This is a genomic window from Psychrobacter sp. 1Y4 (assembly GCF_051847555.1).
The window spans coordinates 1-537 of record NZ_JBPYDE010001065.1; the positions used below are offsets into that span (position 1 = coordinate 1).

The following is a 537-nucleotide window of genomic DNA, read 5'->3' on the forward strand; positions in this document are numbered from 1 at the left end:
CTTTGCCAATGTGTTGGTAGATTTGCCACTCGCCACAAGCGCACGTGTACTGGCACTACTGAGCTTCAATATTGGTATCGAATTAGGGCAACTGGTATTTATCGCTGTGGTATTTCCAATAGCATTGTTGCTGCGGCACACCCAATTCTATAAATGGGGCATATTTTATATAGGGTCTTTGATTGGTATTTTAGTGGCGCTCTGGTGGTTTTTTGAGCGCGCCTTTTAGATTTAATAGCGCGTTAATTATTGCGAGAGATTGAGTCTTGCTTTTTTGTTATCTTATGAACAGCTGGCATTAAGGTCTTTCATAAACCAGTGACATCGGTATAATGGCATCAACTACTTTATCGTGGTTTGATATAGGGTTTAGTTGCCCCGCTCTCACTTGGGTGGTGGCAACAGCGTCAATAACAGGACTACCTGACGACTCAAGCACTTGCACCTCAGTGATATAACCATCTGTATCAACGTGCAGCTCCAGCATAACGATAAAAACATCGCCCAATTGACGATCAATATTACGCCATATCAGCG

Annotated in this window: 2 protein-coding genes; one reads left to right on the plus strand and one right to left on the minus strand. The window is 43.0% G+C overall.

From position 1 onward, the window contains the following. The coding region (locus ACS8FC_RS20425; RefSeq protein ID WP_439298129.1) for a HupE/UreJ family protein at nucleotides 1-229 on the plus strand (229 nt) is incomplete at its 5' end. A 69-nt stretch (nucleotides 230-298) separates the two neighbouring features. Here the strand turns inward: ACS8FC_RS20425 and ACS8FC_RS20430 are convergent. Continuing rightward, nucleotides 299-537 (minus strand): energy transducer TonB family protein (locus ACS8FC_RS20430; RefSeq protein ID WP_439298130.1); only part of this gene is annotated, 239 nt, incomplete at its 5' end.